The 22,392-nt window shown below is 68.0% G+C and carries 23 protein-coding genes; 10 read left to right on the top strand and 13 right to left on the bottom strand.

The annotated features are described in order from the left end of the window. The first annotated feature begins 39 nt into the window (after window positions 1-39). On the top strand, window positions 40-1,230 hold the full coding sequence (locus tag ACTHQS_RS11615) for an MFS transporter (protein WP_440168878.1): 1,191 nt from the start codon (window positions 40-42) through the stop codon (window positions 1,228-1,230). A 105-nt stretch (window positions 1,231-1,335) separates the two neighbouring features. Here the strand turns inward: ACTHQS_RS11615 and ACTHQS_RS11610 are convergent, their stop codons facing one another. Beyond that, complete coding sequence (locus tag ACTHQS_RS11610) at window positions 1,336-1,752, bottom strand: DUF302 domain-containing protein (protein ID WP_440168876.1); 417 nt, start codon at window positions 1,750-1,752, stop codon at window positions 1,336-1,338. 55 nt (window positions 1,753-1,807) lie between these two features. Continuing rightward, window positions 1,808-2,065, bottom strand: coding sequence for a metal-sensitive transcriptional regulator (locus ACTHQS_RS11605; RefSeq protein WP_043452296.1), 258 nt, complete (start codon window positions 2,063-2,065; stop codon window positions 1,808-1,810). Between the two features lie 125 nt (window positions 2,066-2,190). Between ACTHQS_RS11605 and ACTHQS_RS11600 the strand changes: the two genes are divergently transcribed. From ACTHQS_RS11600 to ACTHQS_RS11570, 7 genes are all read left to right on the top strand, one after another. Beyond that, window positions 2,191-2,808, top strand: coding sequence for a rhodanese-like domain-containing protein (locus ACTHQS_RS11600; protein WP_440168874.1), 618 nt, complete (start codon window positions 2,191-2,193; stop codon window positions 2,806-2,808). Next, window positions 2,805-3,563, top strand: a complete 759-nt coding sequence (locus tag ACTHQS_RS11595) for a sulfite exporter TauE/SafE family protein (RefSeq protein WP_440168872.1) — start codon at window positions 2,805-2,807, stop codon at window positions 3,561-3,563. Before ACTHQS_RS11600 ends, ACTHQS_RS11595 begins: the two co-directional genes overlap by 4 nt. Before the next feature lie 22 nt (window positions 3,564-3,585). Continuing rightward, on the top strand, window positions 3,586-3,927 hold the full coding sequence (locus tag ACTHQS_RS11590; protein WP_440168870.1) for a rhodanese-like domain-containing protein: 342 nt from the start codon (window positions 3,586-3,588) through the stop codon (window positions 3,925-3,927). Window positions 3,928-3,976: 49 nt separating this feature from the next. After that, window positions 3,977-4,273 (top strand): rhodanese-like domain-containing protein, encoded by a 297-nt coding sequence (locus ACTHQS_RS11585; protein WP_440168868.1) that lies wholly within the window; start codon window positions 3,977-3,979, stop codon window positions 4,271-4,273. 56 nt (window positions 4,274-4,329) lie between these two features. Continuing rightward, window positions 4,330-4,692 (top strand): thioredoxin, encoded by a 363-nt coding sequence (trxA, locus tag ACTHQS_RS11580; RefSeq protein ID WP_440168866.1) that lies wholly within the window; start codon window positions 4,330-4,332, stop codon window positions 4,690-4,692. 110 nt (window positions 4,693-4,802) lie between these two features. Continuing rightward, entirely contained in the window at window positions 4,803-6,203 is a 1,401-nt protein-coding gene (locus tag ACTHQS_RS11575; RefSeq protein WP_440168864.1) for an MBL fold metallo-hydrolase, read from the top strand. Between the two features lie 125 nt (window positions 6,204-6,328). Then, window positions 6,329-7,603 (top strand): MFS transporter, encoded by a 1,275-nt coding sequence (locus ACTHQS_RS11570; protein ID WP_440168862.1) that lies wholly within the window; start codon window positions 6,329-6,331, stop codon window positions 7,601-7,603. 6 nt (window positions 7,604-7,609) lie between these two features. On the opposite strand, the gene ACTHQS_RS11565 is transcribed toward ACTHQS_RS11570, so the two are convergent. The 10 genes from ACTHQS_RS11565 to ACTHQS_RS11520 are packed head-to-tail and all read right to left on the bottom strand — an operon-like array spanning window position 7,610 to window position 17,651. Then, complete coding sequence (locus ACTHQS_RS11565) at window positions 7,610-8,578, bottom strand: alpha/beta fold hydrolase (RefSeq protein WP_440168859.1); 969 nt, start codon at window positions 8,576-8,578, stop codon at window positions 7,610-7,612. Continuing rightward, the gene (locus tag ACTHQS_RS11560) at window positions 8,575-8,817 is read right to left on the bottom strand and encodes an acyl carrier protein (protein WP_440168857.1); all 243 of its coding nucleotides are present in this window, start codon (window positions 8,815-8,817) and stop codon (window positions 8,575-8,577) included. Before ACTHQS_RS11560 ends, ACTHQS_RS11565 begins: the two co-directional genes overlap by 4 nt. A 37-nt stretch (window positions 8,818-8,854) precedes the next feature. After that, window positions 8,855-10,321 carry a dihydrolipoamide acetyltransferase family protein gene (locus ACTHQS_RS11555; RefSeq protein WP_440168854.1) on the bottom strand — a complete coding sequence of 489 codons (1,467 nt, stop codon included), beginning with the start codon at window positions 10,319-10,321 and terminating at the stop codon, window positions 8,855-8,857. After that, window positions 10,314-11,294 (bottom strand): alpha-ketoacid dehydrogenase subunit beta, encoded by a 981-nt coding sequence (locus ACTHQS_RS11550; RefSeq protein ID WP_440168852.1) that lies wholly within the window; start codon window positions 11,292-11,294, stop codon window positions 10,314-10,316. Before ACTHQS_RS11550 ends, ACTHQS_RS11555 begins: the two co-directional genes overlap by 8 nt. Next, window positions 11,291-12,352 (bottom strand): pyruvate dehydrogenase (acetyl-transferring) E1 component subunit alpha, encoded by a 1,062-nt coding sequence (gene pdhA, locus ACTHQS_RS11545; protein WP_440168849.1) that lies wholly within the window; start codon window positions 12,350-12,352, stop codon window positions 11,291-11,293. The genes ACTHQS_RS11550 and pdhA overlap by 4 nt, the downstream gene beginning before the upstream one ends. Next, window positions 12,349-14,220, bottom strand: a complete 1,872-nt coding sequence (gene acsA, locus ACTHQS_RS11540) for an acetate--CoA ligase (protein WP_440168846.1) — start codon at window positions 14,218-14,220, stop codon at window positions 12,349-12,351. The genes pdhA and acsA overlap by 4 nt, the downstream gene beginning before the upstream one ends. Window positions 14,221-14,239: 19 nt before the next feature. Further along, entirely contained in the window at window positions 14,240-15,589 is a 1,350-nt protein-coding gene (locus ACTHQS_RS11535) for an erythromycin esterase family protein (protein ID WP_440168843.1), read from the bottom strand. Continuing rightward, window positions 15,586-16,926: a phosphoribosyltransferase family protein gene (locus ACTHQS_RS11530; protein ID WP_440169099.1), complete on the bottom strand. Its 1,341-nt coding sequence runs from the start codon at window positions 16,924-16,926 to the stop codon at window positions 15,586-15,588. The genes ACTHQS_RS11535 and ACTHQS_RS11530 overlap by 4 nt, the downstream gene beginning before the upstream one ends. A gap of 5 nt (window positions 16,927-16,931) precedes the next feature. Further along, complete coding sequence (locus tag ACTHQS_RS11525) at window positions 16,932-17,279, bottom strand: CU044_2847 family protein (protein ID WP_440168841.1); 348 nt, start codon at window positions 17,277-17,279, stop codon at window positions 16,932-16,934. Window positions 17,280-17,294: 15 nt separating this feature from the next. Beyond that, window positions 17,295-17,651, bottom strand: coding sequence for an SPW repeat domain-containing protein (locus ACTHQS_RS11520; RefSeq protein WP_440168839.1), 357 nt, complete (start codon window positions 17,649-17,651; stop codon window positions 17,295-17,297). A 310-nt stretch (window positions 17,652-17,961) separates the two neighbouring features. On the opposite strand from ACTHQS_RS11520, the gene ACTHQS_RS11515 reads away from it, so the two are divergent. After that, window positions 17,962-19,179 (top strand): alkaline phosphatase family protein, encoded by a 1,218-nt coding sequence (locus ACTHQS_RS11515; protein ID WP_440168836.1) that lies wholly within the window; start codon window positions 17,962-17,964, stop codon window positions 19,177-19,179. A 16-nt stretch (window positions 19,180-19,195) separates the two neighbouring features. Beyond that, complete coding sequence (locus ACTHQS_RS11510; RefSeq protein ID WP_440168833.1) at window positions 19,196-20,812, top strand: alkaline phosphatase family protein; 1,617 nt, start codon at window positions 19,196-19,198, stop codon at window positions 20,810-20,812. 45 nt (window positions 20,813-20,857) lie between these two features. Here the strand turns inward: ACTHQS_RS11510 and ACTHQS_RS11505 are convergent, their stop codons facing one another. Then, a complete protein-coding gene (locus tag ACTHQS_RS11505; protein WP_440168830.1) occupies window positions 20,858-22,366 on the bottom strand; it encodes an FAD-binding oxidoreductase in 1,509 nt (502 codons plus the stop codon). Window positions 22,367-22,392: the final 26 nt, after the last annotated feature.

Here is a 22,392-nt window from a genome sequence, read left to right as displayed (position 1 = left end):
GAACGATAGTTCTACTGTACTGTAACGACCGTTCTGGTTTTGGCGTTTGAGGAGGATACCGTGCGGGCGATGGTGGTCAGCGGAATGGCATTGATAGCGGCGACCTATGGGCTGGCGCGCTTCGGTTACGGGCTTTTCCTGCCCCGGTTCAGCGAGACCTTTCAGATGGGCTCAGCCACAGCCGGGTTCATCCAGGCCGGGAGCTTCCTCTCTTTCTGCCTGGCGGCAGTTCTTGCTTTACACCTTGCTGCCCGTCCAAGGCTCGTCGTCATGTGCGCGGGGATTACCGCTGCCCTCGGATCGATGGGCGTTGCACTTGCGCCTAATGTCGACTTCCTCGGGATGAGTGTTGTCCTGGCCGGCGCCGGCGCCGGGTTCGCCACCCCGGGCCTGGTCACGTTCATCGAGCGCAACATCGCCCCGGCCCGCCAGGAAAGCGCGCAGACGATAGTTAATGCCGGCACCGGAGCGGGCATAGTCGTCGCGGGCATCCTCATGCTCCTCACGACTGGCCAATGGCGTCTGGGCTGGGTGGCAATCGCTGCCCTGGTCACTGTCGCAGCCATTGCGACCCTCCGTGCTGACCGGGGTACTGACCGGGCGGTCGGCCGCGACCGCCCGGTTGGCCCTCCATCTCAGGTGCGGGTCCGCGGCCTGATGCCACTGGCCTGGCCCATCGCCGCTGCAGTCCTGGCCGGCGCATCCAGTGCCGCGATCTGGACTTTCGGCCGCACCGTCATGGCCGTGTCCCGCCCGGCCGACGAGACATACTCCATCCTTGCGTGGATGGTCCTGGGCGCCTTCGGGGTACTGGGCATGGCTGCTGGAAAGATCGTGCAGGTCTGGAGCCCGCGGACGGGCTGGAACCTGACCTCGTTGGCCATGGCAGGGTCGACCGTCGCACTGGGCGTGGCACCGGGCAGTCCCTTCACCGCGTATACCTCCGTGGCGCTGTTCGCCGCCAGCTACACCGCCCTGTGCGGGGTTCTGATCATCTGGGCCATCCGATTGGTTCCCGACTGCGCTGCCGAAGGCACTGCCGCACTGTTCATTGCCCTCGCCATCGGTCAGGCGCTTGGCTCGGCAACACTTGGAGTCCTGTTTGACCACGCCTCACCGGCCCTGGCCTTCACCGTGGCCGGAATCCTCGGAATCCTGGCAGTACTGCCGGCAACGAAATGCCGGCCTGACACATCCTCCCGCGCGGCACTACGGCAGCGGACACCATGACGCGAACCCTTAGCGGCCTGCCAACAAGGTCACCGGCAGGCCGCCCCTTCTGGGATCACTCTCAACTCAAACCTGTAGCTGGAACCCTTGTTTACACGGACATCCCTACTTGGTCGTTCCGCCCAGCTCGGCCAGGGCCTTGCGAAGGCGCGTGCCGGCGTCGTCCGCAACTTCCTTAACGGAAGGGGCGCTGCTGAGCTGCACCATAGTCTGCGGGTCGATGGCTTCCACGGTAGTGGAGTCCGCGGAGCTGTTCCGGCGCACCACCACATTGCAGGGCAGCAAGGCACCCATTTCGGGTTCGGCAGCCAGGGCACGGCTGGCAAGGGCGGGGTTGCAGGCACCAAGGATGACGTAATCCCCGACGGCGTCCGCGGCCTCGGCGCCAAGCTTGGCTTCGAAGGTGGACCGGACATTGATTTCGGTCAGGATCCCGAACCCCTGCGCGGCAAGGGCTTCACGGGTTCGCTCCACCGCCTCCGCCCAGGGAAGGGAAACAGTGGTGGCCAGGGTGTAGGTCATGATGCTCCTTGAAGTTGCCGGGCGGTCCGTTGTGTTTGGGGGCAGCTGTGGCCGATCAGGCCAGGGAGAGGAAAAGCTTCTCCAGGTCCTTCCGGTCCATGGTTTCGTCCTTCTGGACGATGCACTGCTCAAGCCCGGTGGCGATGATGGCGAAGCCGGCCCGGTCAAGGGCCTTGGACACGGCCGCCAGCTGCGTGACGACATCCTTGCAGTCCCGGCCTTCCTCGAGCATCCGGGTCACGGCGGCGAGCTGGCCCTGAGCGCGCTTGAGGCGGTTGATCACGGGCGTCAGTTCGGTTGGGTTCAGTTCCATAAGGGGGTCTCCGTCGATGGGGGGCTTGGTCTCAACTATATACCCCCATGGGTGTTTTGACTACCCCCGGGGGTATCTGCAATACTCGGTGGGGTATCCACCCGCCCCCTTCCGAGAGGCCACCCATGACATCCCCTTCCAAAGCAACAGCCGTTACCGCACTCGCCCCTGAGGCCCTCCAGTCCTGGATCAAGGAACACCAGGACCTCGTGGTGATCGACGTGCGTTCTGCCGCTGAATTCGAAACCATGCACATCCGCGGCTCCTACAACGTGCCGCTCCCGCTCCTCTCCGAGCACACCGACGAGCTCGCCGCCCGGCTGGGCTCCCGCGTTGTCCTGGTCTGCCAGTCAGGCGTCCGCGCCGAGCAGGCCCGCCAGCGCATGGCCACCGTGGGCCTGGACACCGCCTACGTGCTCACCGGCGGGGTTCCCGGCTTTGCCGCCGCCGGCGGCGACGTGGTCAAGGGCAAGGACCGCTGGGACCTGGAGCGCCAGGTCCGCCTGGCCGCCGGCTCCCTGGTAGTGCTGGGCCTGGCCGGGGGCAAGTTCGTCTCCCCCAAGGTCCGCATGCTGGCGGGTGCCATCGGCACCGGGCTGACGTTCTCGGCCGCGACCAACACCTGCGCCATGGGCAAGGCCCTTTCCGCCATGCCGTGGAACAAGGCCGCCAAGGAGCCCACCCGCGAAAGCGCCATCCTGCAGCTTCCCGTGCAGTCGGCTGAAGAGGGCGCGGCCGCATGATCCCGGCCCTGGGTCTGGGGCTCGTCGTCGGCGTCGTACTGGGCGTGGTGGGCGGCGGCGGGTCCATCATCGCTGTTCCCGCCCTGGTGTACGGCGTGGGCATGAGCCCCGCCCAGGCCATCCCCACCTCACTGCTGGTGGTGGGAATCTCCTCGCTGGCAGCCCTGGTCCCCAGGATCCGCGGGGGCCTCAACTGGCCGGTGATCGCCCTGGTTGGGGGTGCCGGCATCCCGGCAGCCTGGGCGGGGGCGGCCGTGGGCAAGCTGCTGGACCCGAACATCCTGATGCTGGCTTTCGCCGTGATCATGGTGGCCGCGGGCATCCGGATGCTCAGCAAGCCCCGCGAAACCGAAGGCTCCTGCAGCACCGGGCCGAACCGGGCATTCCGGTCCTGCGCGCCGAAGGCCGTGGGAGTGGGCCTGCTGGTCGGGTTCCTCACCGGGTTGCTGGGCGTGGGCGGCGGCTTCCTCATCACCCCCGCGCTGACCATCTTCCTGGGCCTGCGCATGAAGCAGGCCGTGGGAACGTCCCTGGCCATCATCGTGGTCAACTCGGCCGCCGGGTTCAGCGCCCACGCCGCCGGCTACACCATCGACTGGGCCACCACCCTGGCGTTCGCCCTCCCGGCGATCGTGGGATCGGTGGTTGCCGCCCGGTTTGCCCGCCGGCTGCATGACAAGCACATCCGCATCTCATTCGCGGTACTCATCTTCGCCGTCGCGGCATGGGTCACCGCCGGCACGGTCACCGCCTGACCCACCCACAGAGGAGAACACCATGGGACTGATTGATTCCCTCAAGAAGGCCTTCAGCAAGCCCTACAAGACCATATCCGTGGCCCAGGCCAAGGAACTCTTGGGTTCCGGCGCCACGCTCGTCGACGTCAGGTCCGCCCAGGAGTGGCGGACAGGCCGGGCACCCCAAGCCAAGCACGTCCCCCTGGACCGGCTGCAGGCCAGCACGGCGGGCATCCAAAAGACCCGTCCGGTGATTGCCGTCTGCGCCTCCGGCGTACGCTCCGCCTCCGCAGCCCGGCTCCTCGCCGCCAAGGGGTACGACGCCTACTCGGTGCGCGGCGGCATGGCCGCCTGGCGCCAGGCCGGCGAACCCGTCCGCTAGAACCACCACCATCAGCTCCAGCCACAAACCACTTCGAAGGAGAACCACCATGGCTGAAATCACCATCACCGAAACCGAACAGCGCCGCTCCACCGCGCGCATCCTGGACGTCCGGGAGGAGTTCGAAGTCGCCGAGGGCATGATCCCGGGCGCCCTGCACATTCCCATGGGCCAGCTCCAGAGCCGCCTGGGCGAGCTTGACCCGGCCGTGCCCGTGATCGCCGTATGCCGCAGCGGCAACCGCAGCGCCGCCGTCGCCGATGCCCTCAACGGCGTCGGTTACAAGGCGGACACCATGGCCGGCGGCATGACCGCCTGGACCCGCGCCGGACTTCCCACCACCTAATACTGCCGCAGGGCAATCCCCCACAGCCCCACCCGCCCGAAAGGACACGACAGATCATGGCAACCATCGACATCACCCAGCAATCCTTCGCCCAGACCTTGGAGGACAACGACATCGTCTTCGTTGACTTCTGGGCAGCCTGGTGCGGTCCCTGCCGCATGTTCGCCCCTACCTACGGCGCCGCCGCCGAACGCCACCCGGACATCACCTTTGCCAAGGTGGACACCGAAGCCGAACAGGCCCTCGCCGCCGCAGCGAACATCACCTCCATCCCCACCCTGATGGCATTCAAGGACAAGACCCTGGTCTTCTCCCAGCCAGGCGCCCTCAACGCCACCGGCCTGGAGGAAGTCATCCAGGAGGTTAAGAACCTGGACATGGACAAGCTCCGCGCCGAGGCCGGCCACCAGCACGCCTGACTCCCTGCGTCCCAAGCACTCCCATATCGCTCATTGCGATATACCCCCCGGGGTATCTATAATAGATTCAAACAACCTCCCATCCCCTTTCAACTGAAGGAGCGCACCAGATGCTTATCGAGCGCATTTACGACGAAGACCTCGCCCAGGCCAGCTACCTGATCGGCTGCCAGGCCAAGGGTGAGGCAATCGTGGTGGACGGCCGCCGCGACATCGCCGTCTACCAGGACCTGGCTGCCAGGAACGGCATGAAGATCGTGGCGGTCACCGAGACCCACATCCACGCCGACTACCTCTCCGGCACACGGGAGCTGGCTGCCGCCACCGGCGCCAAGATCTACGTCTCCGGCGAAGGCGGACCCGACTGGCAGTACGGGTTCGACGGCGAACGGCTGTACGACGGCGACACCATCACCCTGGGCAACATCAGCATCAAGGCGGTGCACACGCCGGGCCACACACCCGAGCACCTGTCCTTCCTGGTGACGGACGGCGCGTTCAGCGACAAGCCCGGCTACCTGCTCTCCGGTGACTTTGTATTCTCCGGCGATCTGGGCCGCCCGGACCTGCTGGACGAAGCAGCCGGCGGCGTGGACACCCGCTTCGAGGGCGCCAAGCAGCTCTTCGCCAGCCTGCGCGACAAGTTCGTCACCCTCCCGGACTACGTCCAGGTCCACCCCGCCCACGGCGCGGGCAGCGCCTGCGGCAAGGCCCTGGGCGCCATCCCGTCCTCCACGGTGGGCTACGAACGCCTCTACGCCTGGTGGGGCCCCTACCTGGCCGCCAATGACGAGCAGGGCTTCATCGACGAACTCCTCGATGGCCAGCCCGACGCCCACGCCTACTTCGGCCGGATGAAGCGCGAAAACCGTGTGGGCCCCGACGTGATGGGCGAACGGACCCCACTGCCCGAGCTGTCCGCAGGGATCGTTGCCGCCGGCCTGGCCGAAGACACCCTGACGTTCATCGACACCCGCTCCAACGGTGAGGTCCACCAGGGCACCGTGGTCCGGTCCCTGAATGTTCCGGCCGGCAAGTCCGTGGCAAGCTACGGCGCCTGGGTGGTCAACCCGGAGACGGACAAGAACCCGCTGGTGCTCCTTGCCAAGGACCAGGAACAGGCCCAGGACATGTGGGACCACCTGGTCCGCGTGGGCATCGACAACGTGGCCGGCTACCTCACCAGCATCGAGGGCCTGCCCACCTTCACCCCCAAGCTGATCCAGCCTGAGGAACTCGACGGTTTCGACGCCGCCATGGTCCTGGACGTCCGCAACAAGACCGAATACAAGGCCGGGCACGTTCCCGGCTCGTACCAGCTCAGCGGCGGCCGCGTCATGTGGCACCTCGACGAGCTGCCCGCCGGCGGCACCATCGTGAGCTACTGCCAGTCAGGGGTCAGGAACTCAGTAGCCGCCAGCGCCCTGCGCCGTGCCGGGTACGACGTCGTCGAACTTGACGGCAGCTACGCAGCCTGGAACGCCTGGCAGAACAGCGTCCCCGCGGCCTAAACCACCCAAGACCGCCCGGGCAGGACCCCCCTCCCGCCCGGGCTTCCGGCCCGGGCGTGCCCCCACACGCCCGGGCCACCTTTATGTCCCCCCACCGATATCCAGCATCAGGAACGGAGCAGCACATGCCGGGCACAACGCTTCCCCACGCCGCCGGTTCAGCAGGTCCCAGGCTGGGCCTGCGGCAGAACCTGGCGCAGTTCATGCTGCTGGTTGCCATCAACGCCCTGGTGGGCGGCACCCTGGGCCAGGAACGCACCGTCCTGCCCCTGCTGGCCTCCCAGGAATTCCACCTGGACCAGTACACCAGCGCCCTGACGTACATCCTGGCCTTTGGCCTGTCCAAGGCCGCGATGAACTACTTCGCCGGCACGCTCTCCGACAGGTACGGGCGCAAGCCGGTCCTCATTGCCGGCTGGCTGGCAGCGGTTCCGGTGCCGCTCATGCTCATCTTCGGTCCGTCCTGGGCCTGGATCGTGGCGGCCAACGTGCTGCTGGGCATCAGCCAGGGGCTCACCTGGTCCACCGCCGTCATCATGAAAATGGACCTGGCGGGCCCCAGGCAGCTGGGCCTGGCCATGGGCTTCAACGAGGCTGCCGGGTACCTGGGGGTGGCCGCCACCGCCCTGGCCACCGGCTACCTGGCCACCTCATTCGGACTCCGTCCTGCCCCGTTCCTGCTCGGAGCCGCGTACATCGCCCTGGGCCTGGGCCTGACAGTCCTGGCCGTACGGGAAACCCACCACCACGCCAAGACAGAGGCCACCCAGCATGCCGGCACCCGCACCAGCGCCCATGCCGGCCTCACCACGGGCCAGGTCTTCACGCTCACCAGCTTCAAGGACCGCTCCCTCTCGGCAGCCAGCCAGGCCGGCCTGGTCAACAACCTCAACGACGGCCTTGCCTGGGGCCTCTTCCCCATCCTGTTCGCCGGTGCCGGGCTGAGCCTTGCCCAGATCGGGATCCTGGCCGCCGCCTACCCCGCAGCATGGGGCGCTGCGCAGCTGGTCACCGGCGCCGCCTCCGACCGGTGGGGCCGCAAATGGTTCATCACTGCCGGCATGCTGGTACAGGCCGTGGCCCTGGGCATCGTGGCATCCGCCCACAGCTTCGGGCCCTGGCTCGCCGCCGCCGTCGTCCTGGGCCTCGGCACCGCCTTGGTCTACCCCACCCTGCTGGCCGCCATCGGCGACGTGGCGCACCCGGCCTGGCGGGCCCGCTCCGTGGGGGTGTACCGGTTGTGGCGCGACGGCGGATTCGCCGTGGGTGCCCTTCTCTCCGGTGTCCTGGCCGACCTTTACGGCATCCCCGCCGCGGTTGCCGCCGTCGCGGTAATTACCGCCGCCTCCGGCGTGGTGGTTGCCGTCCGGATGCGCGGCAACGACCATGCGGTGGGATAGCGCCCGTCAGCCGGCCGGGGAAACGAACTGCCGGATTTCCGCTGCCATCCGTTTGGACTGCGTCCAGTGCAGGTAATGCCCGCCCTCAAGGGTCAGGACCTGGTGCCGGGTGACGTTCTTGAGGAGGTTCCCGGCAGCGGCGGCTTTGGTGGCTGCCCTCCCGTCCTTTTCATCCGCAATGAACGCCAGGACCGGCAGGTCGGCGGGATAAGTGACTCCCCGGAGGGCTGCCGCGTTGTTGCCGATCCGGGCGGTTTCATCGGCCACCGCGGAGTTGCCGACGTTCCACAGCATCATGGTGCGCATCCGCGTCAGCTCCTCGCCGGAATAGGCATTGCCGTCCGGATCAAAGAAGCCCGGTGCCACCGCGGCCACGTCGCGGATCAGTCCGGTGGCGGCCACCAGCTTCACCCAGTTGACGCCGGGCTGCGGCTCCTCCACCGGGTGGTCCCCCGGCTTCGGGATAGTCGCATCGATGCCCACCACCGCTGAAACTTCCGGGCGGTACCGGTTGGCGTAGTCCAGCAGGTAGAAGCCGGCGATGGAGTGGCCGGCCAGGACGTAGGGCTGCCGGACCTGGAGCTTTGACAGCACCTCGTGAAGCTCGTTGCTGATGTGCTCGTTGGTCCGGGCGCTGGCCTCCATGTCGCTGTAGCCATAGCCGAACCCCTCCACCACGATCACGTCGAAATCGCTGAGTTCGTGGATCAAGGGGGCGAAGTCCAGGCCGGGTGCGGCGGTTCCCAGGCCGCTGAGCAGGATAATCGGCGGGCCCTGGTGCGCGTTGCTGGTCCGCACCACGTTCACCGAGCCTCCGGACACCGGAACCCGCTCCCCGTAGGCCGGGGTGGTGGCCTTCTCCTGCGCCTCCAGGGCCGCGTTGGCCACCGCCGAGACCAGGACCAGCCCCAGGACGACCAGCGCCGCGAACCCCAGCCGGCGGAGCCAGCGCCGCGGCTTCTTCCGCGGTTTCATCCGTGCCCGGCGACATAGGTGACCAGCCCATCCACAGTGGCCACCGCCGGGTAATCCGCCTCCGGGATGTCCACCCCCGTGGATTCCGCGATGACCTCCACCAGGCGGAGGAAATCCAGCGAGTCCAGTTCCAGGTCCTGGCGCAGGCGGGCGCCGCCTTCCAGGTCGTCAGGCTCGACGTCGGGCGCTACCTTGCCGATGGCAGCCTCCACTGCCTGGCGCGCGTCCTGTTGGTTCACGGCTCCTCCTCGCTCATATGTTCTACGGCCGCGGGCTTCACAGTTCCCCGGGCTTCTGCAGCAGCTCGTCGATGCGGGCCAGGAACCGGCCGCCGCGCAGCCCGTCGCTCACCCGGTGGTCCGCGGACAGCGTGGCGATGGCCGCATGCCGGATACCGAGCATCCCGTTGTGCGCCCACGGCTGTTCCAGGACCTTGCCGAAGCCCACCATGGCCACCTGCGGCGGATAGATCACGCCGTACACGCTTTCGACGCCGAGATCACCCAGGTTGGTCACCGTGATGGTGGGGTCGGCCATCTCCGCGCGCTGCAGCCGGCCTGCCCGGGCCCGGCCCACCAGGTCGCGCAGCTGGTCCATGAGCTCATCGAGCGTCAGGGTGTCGGCGTCGTGCAGGGCCGGGGCCACCAGGCCGCCGTGCCGCAGGGCCACCGCCACGCCCAGGTGCACGGCCGCGCTGGCTTGAAAGGCGCCCTTGGTGAAGAAGCCGTTCATGTCCGGCACCTCCTTGGCCGCGAGCGCAGTGGCCTTCAGCAGCAGGGCTGACGGCACCAGCCGCGAGGAGACCGGCCGCTGCTGGTTCGCCGCCTGCATCCAGGCCATCGCGGCCGCCAAATCCAGGGTGGTGGAGAGGTAATAGTGCGGGATCTCCTTCTTGGACCGCGACATCAGCGCGCCGATGGCCTGCCGCAGGGTTTCGGCCTTGCCGGTGTCCTTCCTGCCCCGCGGCGGGGACACCTCCGGTTCCGGAGCTTGAACGGGCGACGGCGGCGCTTCCGCCGGCTTGTCCGCTTGGAGCTCCCGGGGTGCCCGTTCCCTGGGCGGCACCGCGGCGAGCACGTCCTCCTCGGTCACCGCACCGGCCGGCCCTGTTCCGGTGATGGCCTGCAGCTCGACGCCGAGCTCCGCTGCCAGCCGCCGGGCCAGCGGCGAGGACCGCACCCGGTGCGACGCGCGCTCCCCCGGTTCCGCCGGCACTTCCCCAACCGCTGCCGGAGCAGCCCCGGCCTCGGTGCCGGGCCCTGCCACGGCGCGTTCGACGTCGGCCCTGGTCACCTCCCCGCCGGGACCGCTCCCGCGGATGCGTCCGACGTCGACCCCCAAGGCGTGCGCGAGGTGCCGCACCGGCGGCGCGGCTTTTCCGGCCTCCTCCACGTCCCCTGCCGGGCTTCCCGGGTGAGCGGGCGTTGGTTCTTTTGGTGCCAAAGGCGAGCGGGCGTCGGGGGAAAACGTGTTGGAAGTGAGCGGGGGTGAGGGCTGGAGTTCTGCCGGGGTGGCCGTGATCCGGGCGATGGGGGTGCCCACGTCAACGGTGTCGCCGATGTCCACCAGGAACTCGGCCACCACGCCTTCCTGGAACGACTCGATGTCCATGACGGTCTTGTCCGTGTCCACAGCCGCCACCAGATCGCCCTTATGGACGTAGTCCCCGGGCTTGACCAGCCACTCCACCACCTTGCCGTGCTCCATGTCCGCGCCCAGGGACGGCATCCGGAGCTCAGCCACCGGCGCCCACGGCCCTTCGCGCGGCGGCCATCACCCGCTCCACCGACGGCAGCGCCGCCTGCTCCAGGTGCTTGGCGTACGGGACGGGCACCTCCAGGCTGCACACCCGCTCCACGGGGGCGTCCAGGTCGAAGAACGCCTGCTCACAGATCCGGGCCGCGATCTCGGCCGAGATGCTGCCGCTGCGCCAGCCCTCGTCCACCACCACGGCCCGGTGCGTTTTGGCCACGCTGTCCATGACGGTGTGCGCATCCAGCGGGCGGAGGGTTCGGAGGTCGATGACGTCTGCGTCGATGCCTTCCCCGCCCAGCTGCTCCGCGGCCTCCAGCACCAGGGGCAGGGTGCCGCCGTAGGTGATGAGCGTCAGGGCGCCCCCTTCGCGCAGGACCGCTGCCCTGTCGATGTCCACGGCGCCGGCATCGTCGTCGAGCTCCCCCGCCACGTTGTAAAGGGAGCCGTGCTCGAAGATCAACACCGGGTCCGGATCCTGCAGCGCGGTCCACAGCATGCCGCGGGCGTCGGCCAGGGTGGCCGGGGCCAGGATGCGCAGCCCCGGAATGTGCGCGTACCAGCCTTCCAGGCTGTGCGAGTGCTGGGCACCGAGCTGGCGGCCGGCGCCGGTGGTCATCCGGATGACGATGGGAACGTTGAACTGGCCGCCGGACATGTGCAGCAGGGTGGCGGCGTTGTTGATGATCTGGTCCAGGGCCAGCAGGCTGAAGTTGACGGTCATGATTTCCACCACGGGCCGCATCCCGCCCAGCGCCGCGCCGATCCCTGCACCCACAAAACCGGATTCGGAGAGCGGCGTATCCCGGATGCGGTCCGGCCCGAATTCCTCCAGCAGGCCCAGGCTCACGGCGAAGCTGCCGCCGTACCGGCCCACGTCCTCGCCCATGAGGAACACCCGTTCGTCGCGCTGCATGGCATCACGGAGGGCCGCGCGCATGGCCTCCCGGTAGGTGGTTTTCATCCTGCAGTCCCGCCTTTCCCTGCTGTGCCGTTCCACTCCGATGCACCGCCGTCGCCGGCGCTGCCGTCATCCGGCCGGTCGCTGTAGACAAACCGGCTGAGCTCGGACACCGGCTCCGGCGTCCCGTTCTCGGCGAATCCGACGGCGGTGCTGATCTCCGCGTCCACGTCCGCCCGCAGCGCGTCCCAGTCCTTCTCCGGCAGCTGGCCCGCCGCCTGCATGGCGGCCTGCAGCAGGCTGATGGGGTCCCGTTCCATCCACTGGGCCACCTCTGATTTCTCCCGGTACAGCTCCGGATCGAACATGGAGTGGGCCCGGAACCGGTACGTGCGCAGCTCCAGGAAATGCGGGCCGCCCCCGGACCGCACCGCGTCCACCGCGCGCCGGGCGGCTTCCTCCACAGCGAGCACGTCCATGCCGTCCACCGCCCAGGCGGAGATTTCGTAGCCGGCGGCCTTGAGGGCGATGTCCGTCTGGGATTCGGAGCGGCCCAGCGCCGTGCCCATGGCGTAGAGGTTGTTCTCGCAGCAGAACAGCACCGGCAGCTGCCACAGAGCAGCCAAATTCATGCTTTCGTGGAACTCGCCCTCGGCCACGGCGCCTTCGCCGAAGAAGCAGACGGTCACCCGCTGGCGGCCGGCCATCCGGTCCGCGAGCGCCAGCCCGACGGCGAGCGGCAGCCCGCCGGCCACGATCGCGTTTCCGCCATAGAAGCGGGTGACGGCGTCGAAAAGGTGCATGGAACCACCGCGGCCGCGGCAGCAGCCCTCGGCGTGGCCGTACATTTCGGCGAGGATGGCGCCGGCCGAGACGCCGCGCAGGAGGGCGTGCCCATGTTCACGGTAAGTGGCCACCACGGCGTCGTCCGGTGCCAGGGCTTCCATGACCCCTGCGGCCACGGCCTCCTCACCGATGTAGACGTGCAGGAAGCCTCGGATCTTGGCGGCACTGTAAAGCTCAATGCATTTTTCCTCGAGCCGGCGCACCCGCAGCATTTGCCGCAGCAGGTGCACGCCGTGCTCCGCGTCCGGGATCCCTTGGCTCCTGAGCGTGGTCATGGCTGGTCCTTGCGGGTACTGATGGCCGTTCCTGCCGGGGACTCCAGGGTAGAGGTGTCACCTTCGGGAAGCCCCAGCTCGCGCGATTTCAGGAGCCGGCGGAGGATCTTGCCGCTGCGGGTCTTGGGCAGCGTGGTGGTGAAGTCCAGCAGCCTCGGTGCCACGGCCGCGCCCAGCCGTTTCCGCGCAAAACCGATGATGTCCAGCTGCAGCTCCTCCGTTGGCTCGTAGCCGGCCTTGAGTTCCACGAAGGCCTTGACCACCTCTCCGGCCACGGGGTCCGGCACCCCGATCACGCCGGCCTCGGCCACGGCCGGATGCTCCATGAGGCAGCTTTCCACCTCGAACGGGCCGATCAGGTGGCCGGAGGACTTGATCACGTCGTCGCCGCGGCCCACGAACCAGAAGTAGCCGTCGCCGTCGCGCTTTGCCAGGTCGCCGGTGAGGTACCAGCCGCCGGCGAAGCAGCGCTGGTAGCGCTCCTCCTCGTTGAGGTAGCCGCGGAACATGGATGGCCAGCCGGGCCGCAGGGCAAGCTCGCCCATGGTGTCCGGTCCGGTGACCAGAACCGCCTCGCCGTCTTTGACGATGGGCTTGCCGTCGGCGTCGCGGGCCACCAGTGCCGCCTCAATGCCGGGAAGCGGCCGGCCCATGGAGCCGGGCCGGATGTCCATGGCGGGATAGTTGGCGATCATGATCCCGCCGGTCTCGGTCTGCCACCAGTTGTCATGCACCGGCAGGCCCAGCACGTCCTGGCCCCACACCACCGCCTCCGGGTTCAGCGGCTCGCCCACACTTGCGATGAAGCGCAGCGCGGAGAGGTCATGCCCGGCAGCCCGTTCGGCGCCTGCCTTCATGAGCATCCGCAATGCCGTGGGCGCCGTGTACCAGACCGTGACGTGCTGCTCCGCGAGGATCCGGTACCAGCGGTCGGCGTCCAGTTCCTCCTCATCCACGATGGCAGTGACCCCGTGGACCAGCGGGGCGATGATGCCGTAGGAGGTGCCGGTCACCCAGCCCGGATCGGCGGTGCACCAGTAAACGTCGTCCGGGTGCAGGTCCAGCGCGAAGCGGCCGGTGGCGTAATGGGCCGCGACAGCGTCGTGGACGTGGATGGCACCCTTGGGTATGCCCGTGGTGCCGCTGGTGAAATGCAGCAGGGCCATGTCCCCGGGCTGGGTGGCGGCGATCTCCTCGATTGGGTCGGCCTGGGCCAGGAGGGCGGCCAGGTCCAGGGTTCCCTGTTCAGGGCTTCCCTGTTCCCCGCTGCCGTCCGGGTCCACCAGCAGGACGTGGCGGAGGTCGGGAAGGGAGTCCCGCACGGGCGCCACCTTTTTGCGGTACAGCGCCTTGGTGGTTACCAGCACCCGGCCGGCGCCGAGGTGCAGCCGCTGCCGCACCGGTTCCGGGCCGAAGGCGGAAAAGAGCGGGCAAAAGACGCTGCCGTTCTTGAAGGTGCCCAGCACCGCGGTGTACAACTCAGGGCTGCGGCCCAGGAGCGAAAAGACGCGCTCGCCGCGCCCCACCCCAAGGCTCTTGAGCACTGCCGCGAATTTGCTGGACCCTTCCGCAAGGCCGCCGTAGCTGAGGGACCGGGTGCCGCCGTCGGCCTTTACGAAACGCAGGGCCTCCTTGCCGCCGCGGCCTTCCGCCACGTGCCGGTCCACGGCCTCGTACGCGATGTTCAGGCCCCGGCCGCCGGGCAGTCCGGCCAGCGCCTGCCGTGCCTGGTCCCAGCTGAAGTCCCGCCGGGCGGCGTCGTAATCGAGCAGGTTGGGCTGGACCCGGAAGGCGGTTACGTCCTTGGTGATGGCAGGCCAGCGTGTGGAACGCTCAACTGCGGCGGTCACGGTGCTCCTCTGGTCCATCATGTTCCTTTGGTTAGGGCTAGAACCCCGTTGGCTCGGTCTCGAGCTCCGGTTCGCCGGGCTGGTATTCGTGGTGCAGCGGCCGCAGCGCCTCGGTCCGCGGATGCCAGAACAGGGCGTCGTAGCGGTCCCCCATCCGCGTGGGCACGTAGTTGCCCCTCTCCCGGTGCGGGTTGTACACCACGCCGATGGCCCGGTGTCCGCGCCAGGACCCCAGCCACGGCCCGGACCGGTCAGCTCCGAACACCAGCACCGACGGCTCCCCCAGCGCCTCGTTGAGGAGGTCCTCGTGGCTCCCGTGCACTGCCGCCGGAACCTCCATCACCCATTCCGGGGAGCCCCATGATTCGGCGGCGGTCACGGACCCGGCGAAGGACGCGAACCCGGCCAGTACCACCTCATTGGGGTGGCGCTGGCGCACCAGCTGCCCGATGTTGACCATGCCGTCGTGGGACATGTCCGTGGCGCGCGCATCGCCCACGTGGGTGTTGTGCGCCCAGACCAGCCCCTTGGACCCGGGCCCGTGGTGGCGCGAGATGCGGTCGATGGTGTCGCTCATGTGATGGTCGCGGATGTTCCAGGACTGCTGGTCGCCGCGGACCATGGTCCGGTAGTAACGCTCGGCGTTCGTTGCCACAATGGCGTTCTGGATGGCGTCAAAAGCGGCCGGATCGTCCTGCATCCGGCCCAGGGCCTGCCGCCGGACCTCCGCCAGCAGGGTCACCACGTCCGCTTCGCAGGACTGCGGGACCAGGCGGTTGCTCAGGGCATACCGCTGCGGGTCCTCGCGGAACGGGATGAAGCAGTGCCAGGCCTGGAGTGCAGCCGGGAGTGCCTCACTGGCGTTGGCCTCCAGCCAGGCGAAGATTTCCCGCAGCGAGTCCCACAGCGAGTAGACGTCCAGGCCGTAGAAGCCCGTCCGTTGGTGCTCCGGGAGCCGCATGTTCCATTCACGGAGCCAGGTGAGGAATTCGGCCACTTCGTAGTTGGCCCACATCCACGTGGGCCAGCGTTCAAAGCCGGCCAGCAGCCGGCGCGCGTCCATGTCCTGGCCGGACTCGCCCCTGACCCAGCGGTTGATGCGCCAGCAGTCAGGCCAGTCACCCTCCACGCCGATCCAGGTGAAGCCGTATTCTTCGATCAGCCGGCGGCTGAGCAGTGCCCGCCAGTGGTAGTACTCCTGGGTGCCGTGGGATGCCTCGCCCAGGCACACGAAACGGGCCGGGGCAGCGAGGCGGACCAGCGGTTCGAGGTGGTCGGCGGTGGCCAGGGGGTGGGCCAGGCTGCGGATCTGGGCTGCTTCCGCCGCGCGTTCCGCCCCGCGTTCCTCCCAGCGGCCGGTGCCGGTGTTGCCTGCGGCGGTGTTCATTCCCTGGCCTCCGGCGCGTGCCGCCCTACCGGCGAGGGCAGGAGGTAGTGCCGGAACCAGTCCGCGGCCAGGGTGGCCGCCATGGCAAGGGTGCCGGGTTCTTCGAAGAGGTGGGTGGCACCGGGGACGACCTCCAGCCGGGTGGGGGCCTGCATGCGCGCCATGGCCTGCCGGTTGAGGGCCAGCACCTGGGTGTCGGCGCCGCCAACAATCAGGAGGGTGGGGGCTTTCACGGCGGCGAGCCGGGAGCCCGCCAGGTCCGGCCGGCCGCCACGGGAAACGACGGCGGCCACCTGGGCACCGGGCGCGGCGGCCGCCCACAGTGCAGCCCCCGCGCCGGTGCTGGCACCGAAGTAGCCGATCCTGCCGGCCGAACCGTCATGCCGTGCCTCCAGCCAATGCGTCGCGGAGGAAAGGCGGCGGCCCAACAGGCGGATGTCGAATACGTTGGCCCGGTTGACCTCCTCTTCGGGTGTCAGCAGGTCAAGGAGCAGCGTGCCCAGGCCGGCACCGTGCAGCACCGAGGCGACGAACCGGTTGCGGGGGCTGTGCCTGCTGCTGCCGCTGCCGTGGGCGAAAAGGACCGTGCCGTCGCAGCGGCCCGGCAGGTAGAGGCTGCCGCGCAGGACCACCTTTCCGTCCGGGATTTCGACGTCGTCCTCCAGGCTGCCGTCTCCCCCGTACCCGTCGCCTTGGTGCGGCAGGGCGGCAGCGGCGTCCAGCAGCTGCACCACTTCGCCATCCTCGGTGGGCGAGAAGTCGCGGTAGTAGTAGCCCACGGCCTGGAAGTCCTGGGGCGAAAGCAGGCAGACGACGTCGTCCGGTTCCTTAAGCTCCACAATGGCTCGGGAGGGGGCAACGGGGACGGCAAGGATGACTTTCGCTGCGCCGAGTTGCCGGGCCACCTGGCAGGCTACCCGGGCGGTGGAACCGGTGGCGATGCCGTCGTCAACAATGACCACGGTGCGCCCGGTAAGGTCGACGCGCCGGCGTCCCTGGCGGAACCGCGCCACCCTGCTTTCAAGCAGGGCGCGTTCCTGCCGCTCCACCCGCTGCAGGTCTTCCTGAGACACCCGGGCCATGGAGATGGTGCGCGGATCCAGGACGCGGACATTGCCCTCCCCGATGGCTCCCATGGCCACCTCGGGTTGGAACGGAACCCCCAGTTTGCGCACCACCACCACGTCCAGCGGCGCTTCAAGGGCCTTGGCCACCTCGAACGCAACAGGAACGCCGCCCCGGGGCAGGCCCAGCACCACGACGTCCCGGCCGCGCAGGCCGGCCAGCCGCTTGCCCAGCCGCCGCCCGGCGTCGGACCTGTCATGAAACGCAACCATCGCCGTCACCCGTTATGTGTGATTTCTTCCCCTGGCAGGGCTGCCGCCGCGGGGTTCCATGTCATCCGGAGGACGAAGTGGGCGTCGGAACTGCTCTTGGCAATCACCGCCCCTGCGTCCCCCGCGAGCTTTACGCCGAACTCAACCTGGATCTGTTCGGGGGTGAGTTCCGCCATGGCCTCCAGTGCTGCGCGGGCGGCGGGGCGGACGCTGGCAAGTGCATCTTCCAGGCGCCGGCCCGTGTCCAGGATGCCCTGTTCGTTGCGGGCGGGATGGTCCACGCCGTAGCTGTTGTCCGCAGCCTCAACGAGCACGGTTCCGGATCCCACTTCGTAGCGCAGCACTTCAGTCATGGCGGATTCCTCCTGCTAATGCGAGACGCGGTAGGTGTGATGGAGGTCGGTGCTGGGCTTAATGGCCACCGCTGTTACCACCAGTGCCACCGCCCCTGCGATCCACGACGTCCAGGCTGCGCCCGTAGCGCCCGTGTATGTCCCGAGCCATGGCGAGAGGACCAGTCCTGCGGCGAGGATGGCCTGCACGTATTCCATGGCCGGAGTTCCCGGCATTGCCAGGTTGATGATGCCGCTGACCACCAGGAGCCCGCCGAAGACGAGCATCAGGGTGGTGGACATGTTTTGCTGCCGCGTGAACAGGACCGCCACCGCGGTGAAGAGTCCGGCGGCGGCTGCTACATAATCCTGCCACCGATACCACTTTTTCACTGAACTTTCCTTTCTGTTCAGGGCCGGATGCGTTGTGCGTTTCCAGCCCGCGGGCCTCAGCTTCCCGCGATTTAAGTCAACGCCTGCCGGACACCCCCTTCTAGGGCAGAAAGACCTGTGGCGTGGGCGGCCGGCAGGTGAATGGCGCGGGCCGGACAGGGGCACGGATTCACTGCCAACTCACAGGCATTGCCCTTTCGAAACGCGGTTTCGGTGTGCAAGAGTGTCCGCAACGCTGGGGCGCCAAAACCTCCCGGCCGGACTGCCCGGCAGCCCGGCCGGCAGGCACCTACGATCAAGGAGACCGGGCGTGCAACCAGCATCAACTCCCCGAAAAAGGGCCCGGTGGTGGCGGGCCCCCGGCCTGCTCCTGGGACCGGTCCTTGTGGTATCCGTCGTGGCAGGATGCCAGGCCGCCAACCCCGCGCCCGCTCCTGTGGACACTCCCACGACGGCACCGGCGCAGGGCCCAACGCCCCCGGCAGGCATCAGGGCCACGGCGAGCCCCACCCCCGCCGCCCCGGGCGCAACACCGGAGGCAGCCCGGCCAAAGGGCAGCCCCGGGCATGTCTTTGTCATCAACCTCGAAAACAAAGGCTACGACTCGGTGTGGGGTGGCAACTCCCCCGCCCCGTACCTGTCCGGCACGCTCCGGAAGCAGGGGGTGCTGCTGAACAACTACTACGGAATAGCCCACAACTCGCTGCCCAACTACCTGGCCCAAATCTCCGGACAGCCGGCCAACGACAGTACAAGGCAGGACTGCCGCACCTACACTGCGTTCCACGCCACCGGCACCGGGCCGGACAACACATTGCAGGGCAACGGCTGTGTCTACCCGCAGGGCACCCAGACGTTGGCCGGGCAGCTGACCGCGCAGGGCAAAACGTGGAAGGGCTACATGGAGGACATGCAGCAGCCCTGTGAGCACCCGGCCATCGGCGAAGCGGACGACCACATCAGGGCCACCCGGGATGAGATGTACTCCACGCACCACAATCCGTTTGTCTACTTCCGCTCCATCATTTCGTCCCCGGGCTGCGCCAGGAACGTAGTCAACTACTCTGCCCTTGGGGATGACCTGAAGTCCGTGGACACCACCCCGAACCTTGCCTACATCACCCCGAACCTGTGCCACGACGGGCATGACGATTCCTGCGCGGACGGTACCGCTGGAGGCCTGGGAGCGGTGGACGACTGGCTCAAGGACCAAGTCCCGGCCATCCTCTCCTCCCCCGCCTACAAGCAGGACGGCATGCTGGTGATCACCTTCGATGAGGCCGAGGGAGATTCGGCCGGTCCCTCCAAGGGAGACTCGGGGAGCCCTGCCGGGGGCGCGGCCGGGGGGCGGGTGGGAGCGCTGGTCCTCTCCCCGTTCGCCACTGCGGGCGGCTCCTCGGAACGGCCCTACAACCACTACAGCCTGCTGGCCACCATCGAGGACATCTTCGGCCTTCCCCGGCTGGGACTGGCCGGGGACCGGGGCGTGAAGACCTTCGGCGACGACGTCATGCAGCAGGCATCCTAGGGTGAGGGTTCCAAGGATGGGGCGGCGGCCAACCGTCCTGGCCGTGAGCGTGGCGGTGGCTTTGGTGATTCTCGCCGTCGCAATTCCTGCCGCCCTGCGCCCCGGGACCTCGCCTGACCCGGGCGCCGGCATTTCCAAGATCAAGCACGTGGTGATCATCACCCAGGAGAACAGGTCCTTCGACAGTTACTTCGGCACCTATCCGGGGGCCGACGGGATTCCCATGAAGGACGGCAAACCCGCCGTGTGCGTTCCGGATCCTGCCAAGGGCGGCTGCGTGGCGCCTTTTTACAGCACCGCGGACGTTAACGCCGGCGGCCCGCACAGCCCTGATGACGCCGCCGCCGACATCAACGGCGGGGCGATGGACGGGTTCGTGGCGCAGGCGGAAAAAGGCATCGCCCACTGCGGGCCAACTGCCACTGACTGCACGTTCACGTCGAAGGCCACCGATGTGATGGGCTACCACGACCGGAAGCAGCTGCCGACCTACTGGGACTACGCTGACAACTTCGTGCTCCAGGACCACATGTTCTCGTCCGCCGCGGCCGGAAGCCTCCAGGCCCACCTCTACATGGTCTCGGAGTGGTCCGCCAAGTGCACCAAGGCCGGGGACCCGTCCTCCTGTGTCAACGCGCTGGAAAGCCTCGACCCGGAGCCGGAGAAGGCGGACTTCGACAAAAGCCTCATCGGCAAATGCCAGGCAAACGCGGATCTGCAACCTTGCCGGGACGCCCTCCAGGCCGCTGGCATCAGTTCCGACCTGGCCGTCCAGACTGAGCAGATTGCCTCCGCCGACTGCAAATCCACCGATTCCTTCACCGCCTGCAAGGCCGGCGCCAACGCGGCCGACATCCCGGACGCCCTGAAGGAGAAACTGGCCCAGGCTGCCAGGACCCTCAGGCGGCCGGACTATGCCTGGACCGACCTGACGTACCTGCTCCACAAACATTCCGTCCCGTGGGCGTACTACGTGTTCAGCGGCACCGAACCTGACTGCCGCAACGACGCCGCCACCTGCCAGCCCGTCAAGCAGGACGCCGAAACCCCGGGCCGCTGGAACCCGCTGCCGTACTTCGACACCGTCACCGAGGACGGCGAGCAAGGAAACATCAAACCGCTGGATGGCTTCTACGACGACGCCCGGCAGGGCAGGCTTCCGGCCGTCACCTGGGTGGCCCCCACCGATGAGGTCAGCGAACATCCCCCGGCCAGGGTCAGGACAGGCCAGCAGTATGTGGCCGGGCTGATCAACGCCATCATGAGCGGGCCCGACTGGAACAGCACGGCCATCTTCCTCAACTGGGACGACTGGGGCGGGTTCTACGACCACGTCCCCCCGCCGGTGGTGGACAAGAACGGATACGGCCTTCGTGTCCCGGCCCTGGTCATCAGCCCGTACGCCAGGAAGGGATTCATCGACCACCAGGTCCTCAGCCAGGATGCCTATCTGAAGTTCATCGAGGACGATTTCCTGGGCGGTGAGCGGATCGACCCCGCCACCGACGGCCGGCCGGACAACCGGCCCGGCGTCCGCGAGGACAACCCGCTCCTGGGCGACCTGGCCAGTGCCTTCGATTTCAGCCAGGCGCCGCGGCCGCCCCTCATCATGCGCAACGCGACCACCTACTGACAGTGCCTCCTCCGCCCGGCGTCCGGTCCGGAACCGCTGGCCCTGCTACGTCGTGGCCCCCTCTGCCGGATTGGAATCGGGCGGCGCAGCCTCCCGCCGACGCGCTTCCTCCGGCATGGCCTCGGCCTGCAGCACGGCCGGGCGCTCTGCCGGAACGGGTGCGGCCGCGGCGCCGGCGGCTGCCGGCGTGATGTTCTGGTTGACATGGAAGAAGTTGTCGGGGTCGTACTTAGCCTTGAGTTCGGCCAGCCGTGCATAGTTCGACCCGAGGGTGTCCTCAATCCTGGACTGGTCGTCTGCGTCCTGGAAGTTAAGGTAGCCGCCGGGCTCCGAGAATTCGTGGAGGGCGTTCCAGTATTCCCGGACCCAGGCGATGTTCCTGTCGTTCTCGGCCGGCTCGGGCCACTGGGCTGCGATAACCGGCGCAAAATTCACGTCACGGTAGGCGAAGGCGGTGGCCTCCGGGGCAACACGTTGCACGGCGCCGTCGATCGGATAGAAGTGGTTTGCGGAGTGAACGCTTGGTATGCCGGGTGCGTAGGCGACGGCGGTGCGGAGCGCATCATCGCTGAGCGTGCGGAGGAAGTCAGCCTTCCAATAGCCCTGCAGTCCGGGGACGCCGCTGAGCCCGTCGAACATGATGTTGAGTGCGGGGTAGGGCATCGGTGCAAAGAAACTGCCCAGCACCTGCCCGGCGTCCAGCATTGGCTGCCATTGCGCAGGTCCGGCGTCAAGATCGCCGGTCCACATGCCCGCGACTACAGCCACCGGTTTTCCATGCCATTCCTCGGGCAGGAACGGCACCGGAGGACCCAGGTGGAATCCCAGGAAGGCGCCCATTTCTTCGGGTTCGGCGGCAATCCATTCGCGGTAGGCGGCGCCAACCTGGACTCCGGTTGCGGCATCGAAGAACATGATCCCCACATGGACCATGTCCACGGGGTGCAGGCGGAATTCCATGGACGTGACCACGCCGAAGTTGCCGCTGCCGCCACGGAGCGCCCAGAAAAGGTCGACGTTTTCCGCTTCGCTGGCAGTGACAAAGGTTCCGTCGGCGAGGACGACATCGGCAGAAACGAGGTTGTCGCAGGACAACCCGTACTTACGGGAGAGGTATCCGATGCCACCGCCGAGGGTAAGGCCGGCGACGCCGGTTGAGCCAATGATGCCGCCTGTGCTGGCCAGCCCGAATGCGTGCGTGGCGTGGTTGTAGTCTGCCCACGTTGCACCGGGCTCCACCCGGGCCACCCTTGCCACCGGGTCCACCCGCACTCCCCGGCGGGCTGAGAAATCAAGGACCAGTCCGCCGTCGACCGTCCCGAAACCCGGCGCGCTGTGCCCGCCTCCGCGCACGGCAACCTCAATATCAAGGCCACGGGCGAAGCGTACGGCCGCCAGAACGTCCGCCACCTGGGACACCCGAAGGACTGCTGCGGGACGACGGTTGATCATCCCGTTGTACACGAGGCGCGCGGCCTCGTACTCGGCGTCGTCCTCTTCGATAACCTGCCCGCGGACCTGTTCGCGGAGCACGTCGAAACGATCGCTACCCATCACAACTCCAGTTATTTTGTTCGAAG

The organism is Arthrobacter sp. SAFR-044 (genome assembly GCF_051965175.1).
Taxonomy (GTDB): domain Bacteria; phylum Actinomycetota; class Actinomycetes; order Actinomycetales; family Micrococcaceae; genus Arthrobacter.
This window is presented reverse-complemented; position numbering and strand designations above follow the sequence as displayed.